A 7794-nucleotide genomic window follows, 5' to 3' on the forward strand; every position below is an offset into this window, starting at 1 on the left:
GTGTTGCCATGCCTGCAAGCGCAAGCCAGTCGAACCAGCCCATGCTTTTCGACGAGGGGGAGGACGAGGCATGAGCGGGGCAGTCTGGCCTGATCTTGCCGGGCGGATCGAGGGGCAGGTCCATAAGCTCCCCATCCGCGTCTATTACGAGGACACGGATTTCTCCGGCATTGTCTATCACGCGAACTATCTCCGCTTTGCAGAGCGGGGGCGGTCAGACTTTTTGCGGCTCGCCGGAGTTCATCACGCCGATCTGTTTGATGGCGATGATCCGATCGCCTTTGCCGTACACCGGATGAATATCGACTTTCTGCGCCCCGCACGTATCGATGACCGGCTCGAAGTGCATACGCGCTATGTCCGCGCGAGCGGGGCGCGGATCGAGGCGGAGCAGGTGATCTGGCGGCTCGGCGCGGAAGGAAAACCGGAAGACGAGTTGTGGCGCGCGCATGTCTATGCAGCGGTGCTCGACAAGGCCGGGCGTCCGCGCCGCCTGCCTGCCTGCGTGCGCGATGCACTGGCGCCGCTGGTGAGCCCGTCCGAAACCGAAGAATGAGCAGATATGTTGTTGTCCAATCTGATTGGGGATTGTGTTCGGGGAGTCACACCTGCTGGCTAACCTCTTGAGCGGGCGTCCCGATTTCCGATTAACGCCACGGTAATGACATAATTGAAAGACTAACTTCAGCCGCAATTCGGGGGCACACATAAGGTGTAGTGGGGGCGCAAACGGGAACGGACCCGCCTGCGTTGAGCTGCGCCTCATGTGCCGCTCCCTGCGTCAAGGCTGAGAGCACGGAGAGGCACTGAATGGATCCCGTCGCCACCCAACAGGTGATTACCGAAACAACGGTCGATGCCATCCCCATGGATTTCAGCCTTTGGGGGCTGTTCCTTCGGGCAGACATCATTGTCAAACTTGTCATGCTGGGGCTGATCTTCGCCTCGGTCTGGTCCTGGGCGATCATTTTCGACAAATGGTGGCGCTTTTCCCGCATCGAGCGGCGGGCCGACCAGTTCGAGCGCATCTTCTGGTCCGGCCGTTCGCTGGAAGATCTCTATCAGGAGATGGGCCACCGCCCGCAGCATCCGCTTTCGGCGCTCTTCATCGCCGCGATGCGCGAATGGCGCCGCTCGCAGGAAATCGTCTCGTCATCCTTCGTTGGCCTGAAAGAGCGGGTGGACAAGGTGATGCAGGTCACGATCAGCCGCGAAATGATGAATCTCGAGAGCCGTTTGCTCTTCCTTGCGACGGTCGGCTCGGTTGCTCCCTTTGTCGGCCTGTTCGGCACGGTCTGGGGCATCATGAACTCCTTCCAGTCCATCGCTGTGAGCCGGGACACGAACCTTGCCGTTGTTGCGCCCGGCATTGCCGAAGCGCTCTTTGCTACGGCGCTGGGTCTTGTGGCCGCCATTCCGGCGGTTGTCGCCTATAACCGTTTCTCCAGCCAGGCCGCGCGCATCGCCGCCCGGATGGAAAGCTTTGCGGATGAGTTCTCCGCAATCCTTTCCCGCCAGCTCGACGAGCGGAGCTGAGCCATGGGGATGTCCACCGGAAAGAAGGGGGGCGGGCGCAGCCGATATGCGCGCGCGCCCATGTCCGAAATCAACGTCACGCCTGTTGTGGACGTGATGCTGGTGCTGCTCATCGTGTTCATGGTGGCGGCACCGCTTCTGACGGTCGGCGTGCCTGTCGATCTGCCAAAGACGCAGGCCGCGCCGATTTCCGGTGATACCGAGCCGCTGACCATCACCATCAACGGCAAGGGCGAAATCTATGTTCAGGAAACGCTGACGGAGGCGGATGCGCTCGTGCCGCAGCTCGCCGCCATTGCAGAAAATGGCTATGAGCAGCGCATCTTCATTCGCGCCGACAATGCGATTGCCTATGGGCAGGTGATGAACGTGATGGGCCGGTTGAGTGCTGCCGGATTTTCGAAAGTTGCACTGGTAACGGAGACCGATACCTCGCCCCCCGCGACCGGGCGGCGTTCCAACTAATCGGCGAGAATGCGTAAACCGCTTATCCTTTCAGTCGCCGCACATATGGCGGTCATACTGTTTGCTTTCGTGGCCTTTCCCTCGCCGGAGGAATTGCCTGCGATGGAGACGCGTGCCTTGCCGGTGGAACTCGTCACCATTGACGAAGTGACCAATCTCAAGCGGCAGCAAAAGGTGGAAAAGCCGAATCCGGTTGAAGAGCCCACGCCGCCGCGCCCGCAGGACCCGGCGCCGCCGCGCCCCGAACCCAAGCCGACGCCTGCACCGACGCCGCCTCCGCCGCCGGAAGAAAAGGTCGAGCCGCTTCCCGAAAAGAAGGTCGAGAAGAAGGAAGAAAAGCCGAAGCCGGTCGAAAAGAAAGAAGACAAGAAGCCGACCCCGCCGCGCAAGGAGCCGGAGAAGAAGACATTCGATCCGAACCAGATCGCCGCGCTGCTTGACAAGACGCCGGACAAGGCGCCGGCGCCCAAGCCGCAGCAATCGGCTGATACGGAATTTGATGCGCCGCGCACGGATGATGCGTCTGCGCCGCTCACCATGAGCGAGATTGATGCGTTCCGCGCGCAGATGCGCCGCTGCTGGACGGTGCCTGCCGGTTCGCCCAATGCGGAGCAGCTTGTGGTGCGGATCAAGGTTTATCTCAACGCGGATGGATCGCTTTCCGGTGCGCCGGAGTTGCAGGACCGGGCGCAGATGCTGACGGGCGGCCCTTATTACCGGGCGGCGGCTGAATCTGCGCTTCGCGCCATTCGCCTCTGCGCGCCCTACAAGATGCCGGCTGACAAATATTCGCGCTGGCGCGAACTGGACCTCAAATTCGATCCGAGAGAAATGCTGGGTGGTTAAGCCCTCTCATGGGAGATGACGCAATGACAAGGCTTCGGACGTTGCTGCAAGAGAAGGCGGGTTACGCGGCTTTCGCGCGGCTTGCATTGGCGGTTGCGATGGTTGCTGCCTTTGCGGCGCCCGCCCGCGCGGCACTTCAGATCGATATCACGCAGGGCAATGTCGATCCGCTGCCCATCGCCATTACGGATTTTCTTGGCGGGGAAGGGCGTGAGGCAGGCATCGGCGCTGATATTTCTTCTGTCATCAGCAACAATCTCGAGCGGTCCGGTCTTTTTCGTCCGCTGCCCAAGGCTTCCTTCATCGAGAAGGTGAGTGACATCAATGTGCAACCGCGCTTTGGCGACTGGCGCATCATCAACAGCCAGGCGCTGGTGACGGGGCAGTCGCGCCTCGAATCCGACGGGCGTCTGCGGGTCGAATTCCGCCTTTGGGATGTGCTCGGTGAGCAGCAGCTCACGGGGCTTCAGTTTTTCACCACGCCCGACAACTGGCGGCGTGTAGCCCATCTCATCTCCGATGCGATCTACAAGCGGCTGACAGGTGAAGAGGGCTATTTCGATACGCGCATTGTCTATGTCGCGGAATCGGGGCCGAAGAACGCGCGTGTGAAGCGCCTCGCCATCATGGACCAAGACGGGCATAACCCCCGCATGCTGACCAATGGCAATGAGCTTGTGCTGACCCCGCGTTTCAGCCCGAACTCGCAGGAGATCACCTATCTCGCCTATCGCAACAATCAGCCGCGCGTCTATGTGCTGGATATCGAGACGGGCCAGCAGGAAGTGGTCGGCCAGTTCCCGGGCATGACCTTCGCGCCGCGCTTCTCGCCGGATGGTCAGCGAATCATCATGAGCCTGCAACGCGGCGGCAATTCGGACATCTACACGATGGACCTGCGCAGCCGGCAGGTGACGCGCCTCACCAATACGGCCGCGATCGACACGGCGCCCAGCTATTCGCCGGATGGTCGGCGAATCACGTTCGAATCTGACCGGGGCGGTTCACAGCAGATCTATGTGATGGATGCCGACGGGTCGAACCAGAAGCGGATCAGCTTCGGGCAGGGCAGCTACGCGACGCCGGTCTGGTCGCCGCGCGGGGACCTCATTGCCTTCACCAAGATTTCCGGTGGCCGGTTCGTGATCGGCGTCATGCGGCCGGACGGCACGGGGGAGCGCATCCTGACCGAGGGCTATCACAATGAAGGCCCGACATGGGCACCCAATGGCCGCGTACTGATGTTTTTCCGCGAAACGCGCGGTGCGCAGGGTGGTCCGGCGCTCTGGTCGGTGGATGTGACCGGCTATAATGAGCGTCCCGTGCCGACGCCCACCATGGCTTCGGACCCGGCCTGGTCCCCCCGTATTCAGTAAGCTGAGTGACCAAAATTGGTGACAAAAATGTCACTCAACAAAAGCTTAAAATCGGCAGGATCAGTGATGGTTCTTGTCGTTACCATAGAGTGTGACTAATATTGTGTTGCGGTACAGCAACCCCAGCGTCGGCTACATGTAGGCGACGTGTCCCATGCCGGATCGAAATCGGCATCGGAAGGTTTTTTCTACATTGCATGCCATCGGGTAAGAGGAGCTTGGGCTCGTTTTACTGCGAGGGCTTGCTGTGTAAGAGTGTCAAATCAATCGAGCGCTGAGGCGCCTTGGCCGCTGAGATCAAAAGGAGATCACCCGAATGAAGTCCTCGAATGCTGGCCTGCGGTTTGCCGCTGTGGCTGCTGCTTTTCTGATGCTTGCCGCTTGCTCCTCCACTGACAGCGACGGCAACGCTTCCACGAACAATTCGTCTTCGTCCAGCTCGATTGTGCCGGGCTCGCAGGAAGATCTGGTGGCCAATGTTGGCGACCGCGTCTTCTTCGACACCGACCGCTCGACCCTGAGCGACGACGCCCGTGCGACCCTGCAGCGTCAGGCTGCATGGATGGAACTCTATCCGAACCTGACCTTCACGCTTGAAGGTCATGCTGACGAGCGCGGCACGCGCGAGTACAACCTCGCTCTTGGCGGTCGTCGCGCTAATGCTGCGAAGGATTACCTTGTGAGCCTCGGCGTCAATCCGAGCCGCCTCAACACGGTGTCCTACGGCAAAGAGCGTCCGGTTTGCCTCGACTCCAGCGAGAGCTGCTGGAGCCAGAACCGCCGCGCTGTGACCGTCATTGCGTCGGGCGCTGCGAGCTAATCCGCTCTCCCTCCAGAGGGAGTGCGCATGAAGAATGGACACGCCCTTCCGCTTTGCGCGGAGGGGCGTTTTCGTTATGACATGCTATGACGGCATGGGGCTTAAAGACGTCCTGTTGCGGACTTTCCGGTGCCGCAATTTGGTCGTACTTGGGCATAAGATGAATTCTCGATCTGATATCTGAACGGGAGGTCCCGTTGCGTTCAACGCATCGCGCTGCACATAAAATCCTCGCTGCTGTCTTTCTTGCGGGCTTGCCCTTCGGTGTCGCCTATGCGCAGTCGAGCGATCTCGACATGCGCTCGGTGAGCAACCGGCTCGACAGGATCGAGAACGAGATTTCCGATCTTCAGCGCCAGACCTATGGCGGCGGCACCAGCACAGGCGCGCCGCGCGCGCTAGATGGTGGGGCTGCTTCATCCGACCTCTATCCCCGCGTGATCGATCTGGAAGAGCAGGTGCGCTCGCTCACGGGGCGACTGGAGGAAGCGAACCATCGGGCCGCAGAAGCACAGCGCCAGCTTGAGCTTTTCAAGGCCGACGTGGAAATGCGCTTTCAGGATTTGCAGGCCGGCGGTGCAGGCACTGTCACGCCGCGCGCCTCCACGGGTGAGGAGAGCGGTGGCGAAGTGCGGCCGGGTTCCGACAGCGCTGACACCGCGTCTGCTCAGGGTTCTTCCGAGCCTGCTCCTTCCGGCGTTCTCCCGAACGGCACACCGGAATCCCAGTATGAGTTCGCCATCGATCTGATGAAGCGCGGTCAATATGACAATGCGCGGGCGGCCTTTCAGGAATTTCTCAGCCTGCACCCCAATCACAATCTCGCAGGCAATTCGCAATACTGGCTTGGCGAAACCTATTACGCGCAGAACGACTACAAGCGCGCAGGTGATGCCTTCCTCACCGGCTACACGACCTATGCGTCCAGCAGCAAGGCGCCTGACAGCCTGCTGAAGCTCGGGATGAGCCTTGCCGCGCTGGGCAACAAGGATGCAGCCTGTACCGTCTGGGGCGAGCTTGGATCGAAGTTTCCGCAGGCCTCTCCCGCTGTTGTTGCCCGTGCGCAGCTCGAGCGGCGGAAAGCGGGCTGCTGATACCGCCTGAGGGTGGGCAATTGTGAGGGGGAGAGATGAGAACGCAGGATGATGCTTTGCCTGCTTCTGTCTCGCCTGTCAGCGCAGCCGAATTTTCTTCCCGGATTTCTGCCTTCTCGCCTTCGAAGAATATTGCGGTCGCCTTTTCGGGCGGCCCGGACTCGCTGGCGCTGTTGATCCTTGCCGCGCGCTGGGCAAGGCGCCGCAAGGGCATCACGCTTCACGCCTTCACCGTCGATCACGGACTTCGCAAGGAGGCTGCCGCCGAGGCGCGCTATGCGGGATCGCTCGCGCAAGTGCTCGGGGTGCCGCATCGCATCCTCCGCTGGAAGGGCGAGAAGCCCGCAAGCGGCATTCAGGCAGCGGCGCGGGAGGCGCGTTATCGCCTGTTGCTGGAAGCCTGCCGAAAGGCGGGGGTGGGCGACCTTCTAGTTGCGCATCATCTGGAAGATCAGGCCGAGACATTTCTGCTGCGCCTTGCGCGCGGAAGCGGCGTTGACGGGCTTGCCGCCATGAAACCCGTGCGGCTTCTGTCAGAGGGAGAGCCGCATGTCCGGCTTCTGCGTCCGCTGCTCGACCTGCCGCGCGAAAGGCTGCATGCAACGGTTGCGCGCTCCGGGCTCGTTCCCGTGAGCGATCCGAGCAATGAGGACGAGCGGTTCGACCGCGTGAAGGCGCGGAAGATTGCGGAGCATCTTGCGCCCCTCGGCCTTGATGCAGCGCGGCTCGCGCGGATGGCCGGGCATATGGCGCGAGCGCGGGAAGCGCTGGAAGGGGCGGTGGCCGATCTTCTCGCTGCCCATGCCACGCTCTCGCCCTATGGCCATATGGAAATGGATGCCGATGCGTTCACCGGCGCGCGCGCGGAGATCGGCCTTCGGGCGCTTGCGACCGCGATCCGCATTGCGGGTGGCGCGGACTATGCGCCGCGCCTCAACGCCCTGGAGGCGGTTCACGCGGCACTCCTTGCCGGAGAGCTTGGCGGCGGGCGGACGCTGGCGGGCGCCAAGATCGCGGCAAAGGGCGGGCGCATCCTTTTCACCCGTGAAGTGGCGGGCGCGCGGAAGGCGGCATCTCTCCTTCTCGCGCCGGGCGAGGAAGGGGTGTGGGACGGGCGGTTCCATATCCGTCTCCTGAAGGCGCCGAAGCGGGCGCGCCTTGAGGTTCGCGCTCTGGGGCAGGAGGGGCTCGCATTCCTTCATGCACGGAAGGTGCGCCTTCCTGCCGTGCCGTCAGCCATTCTTCAGGTGCTGCCGGGTCTGTGGCGCGACGCAGAATGTGTGGTTGTGCCCCATTTCGAGACAGATATTAAGGGCATCGCGTGGGATATGACGCTCCGCCGCTCTTTGCCGCCACGGGCCTGAGCCTCGTGAAACGCTTGAGAAACGCGGCCAAAAGCCCGCTATGGGCACTTGGTAAACCTTTCTATGGTCACTATGTTCTTCTAGATTAGAAACACTCAAGACGCGGGAGGGTGCTGTGGCACGGCTCCTGCTATGCAATCGCGGCCACATGGGGTGGCGCGGTTGTAGTCTGGTAAAAAGGGAAAGCCCTTGTCCAATTTCAAGAACTTCGCTGTCTGGGTTCTCGGCGCACTGCTTCTGATTGCGCTGTTCAATCTGTTTCAGGGGCCGGCTCCGCAGGACGGAACAGGGTC

At 61.6% G+C, this 7794-nt stretch carries 8 protein-coding genes; all 8 read left to right on the top strand.

Translation table 11 applies throughout. The annotated features are described in order from the left end of the window. Positions 1 to 70 precede the first annotated feature (70 nt). Positions 71 to 556: a YbgC/FadM family acyl-CoA thioesterase gene (locus WBF74_RS05370; RefSeq protein ID WP_424436313.1), complete on the top strand. Its 486-nt coding sequence runs from the start codon at positions 71 to 73 to the stop codon at positions 554 to 556. Positions 557 to 810: 254 nt separating this feature from the next. Beyond that, a complete protein-coding gene (gene tolQ / locus WBF74_RS05375) occupies positions 811 to 1536 on the top strand; it encodes a protein TolQ (protein ID WP_424436316.1) in 726 nt (241 codons plus the stop codon). 3 nt (positions 1537 to 1539) lie between these two features. Beyond that, positions 1540 to 2001, top strand: a complete 462-nt coding sequence (gene tolR, locus WBF74_RS05380) for a protein TolR (protein ID WP_424436319.1) — start codon at positions 1540 to 1542, stop codon at positions 1999 to 2001. A gap of 9 nt (positions 2002 to 2010) precedes the next feature. Further along, entirely contained in the window at positions 2011 to 2847 is an 837-nt protein-coding gene (locus tag WBF74_RS05385; RefSeq protein ID WP_424436322.1) for a hypothetical protein, read from the top strand. A gap of 23 nt (positions 2848 to 2870) precedes the next feature. Beyond that, on the top strand, positions 2871 to 4223 hold the full coding sequence (tolB, locus tag WBF74_RS05390; protein WP_424436325.1) for a Tol-Pal system beta propeller repeat protein TolB: 1353 nt from the start codon (positions 2871 to 2873) through the stop codon (positions 4221 to 4223). 316 nt (positions 4224 to 4539) lie between these two features. Then, positions 4540 to 5043 (top strand): peptidoglycan-associated lipoprotein Pal, encoded by a 504-nt coding sequence (pal, locus tag WBF74_RS05395; RefSeq protein ID WP_424436328.1) that lies wholly within the window; start codon positions 4540 to 4542, stop codon positions 5041 to 5043. A gap of 197 nt (positions 5044 to 5240) precedes the next feature. Next, positions 5241 to 6137 (top strand): tol-pal system protein YbgF, encoded by an 897-nt coding sequence (gene ybgF, locus WBF74_RS05400; RefSeq protein WP_424436331.1) that lies wholly within the window; start codon positions 5241 to 5243, stop codon positions 6135 to 6137. Positions 6138 to 6172: 35 nt separating this feature from the next. Continuing rightward, entirely contained in the window at positions 6173 to 7501 is a 1329-nt protein-coding gene (tilS, locus tag WBF74_RS05405) for a tRNA lysidine(34) synthetase TilS (protein ID WP_424436334.1), read from the top strand. Positions 7502 to 7794 lie beyond the last annotated feature (293 nt).

This window comes from Parvibaculum sp., from assembly GCF_049672805.1.
Classification (GTDB): domain Bacteria; phylum Pseudomonadota; class Alphaproteobacteria; order Parvibaculales; family Parvibaculaceae; genus Parvibaculum.

What these genes read in the sequence shown, in the direction of transcription:
- tolR (WP_424436319.1), top strand. Translation starts at nt 1,540, where the DNA reads ATGGGGATGTCCACCGGAAAGAAGGGGGGCGGGCGCAGCCGATATGCG.
- pal (WP_424436328.1), top strand. Translation starts at nt 4,540, where the DNA reads ATGAAGTCCTCGAATGCTGGCCTGCGGTTTGCCGCTGTGGCTGCTGCT.
- WBF74_RS05385 (WP_424436322.1), top strand. Translation starts at nt 2,011, where the DNA reads ATGCGTAAACCGCTTATCCTTTCAGTCGCCGCACATATGGCGGTCATA.
- tolB (WP_424436325.1), top strand. Translation starts at nt 2,871, where the DNA reads ATGACAAGGCTTCGGACGTTGCTGCAAGAGAAGGCGGGTTACGCGGCT.
- WBF74_RS05370 (WP_424436313.1), top strand. Translation starts at nt 71, where the DNA reads ATGAGCGGGGCAGTCTGGCCTGATCTTGCCGGGCGGATCGAGGGGCAG.
- tilS (WP_424436334.1), top strand. Translation starts at nt 6,173, where the DNA reads ATGAGAACGCAGGATGATGCTTTGCCTGCTTCTGTCTCGCCTGTCAGC.
- tolQ (WP_424436316.1), top strand. Translation starts at nt 811, where the DNA reads ATGGATCCCGTCGCCACCCAACAGGTGATTACCGAAACAACGGTCGAT.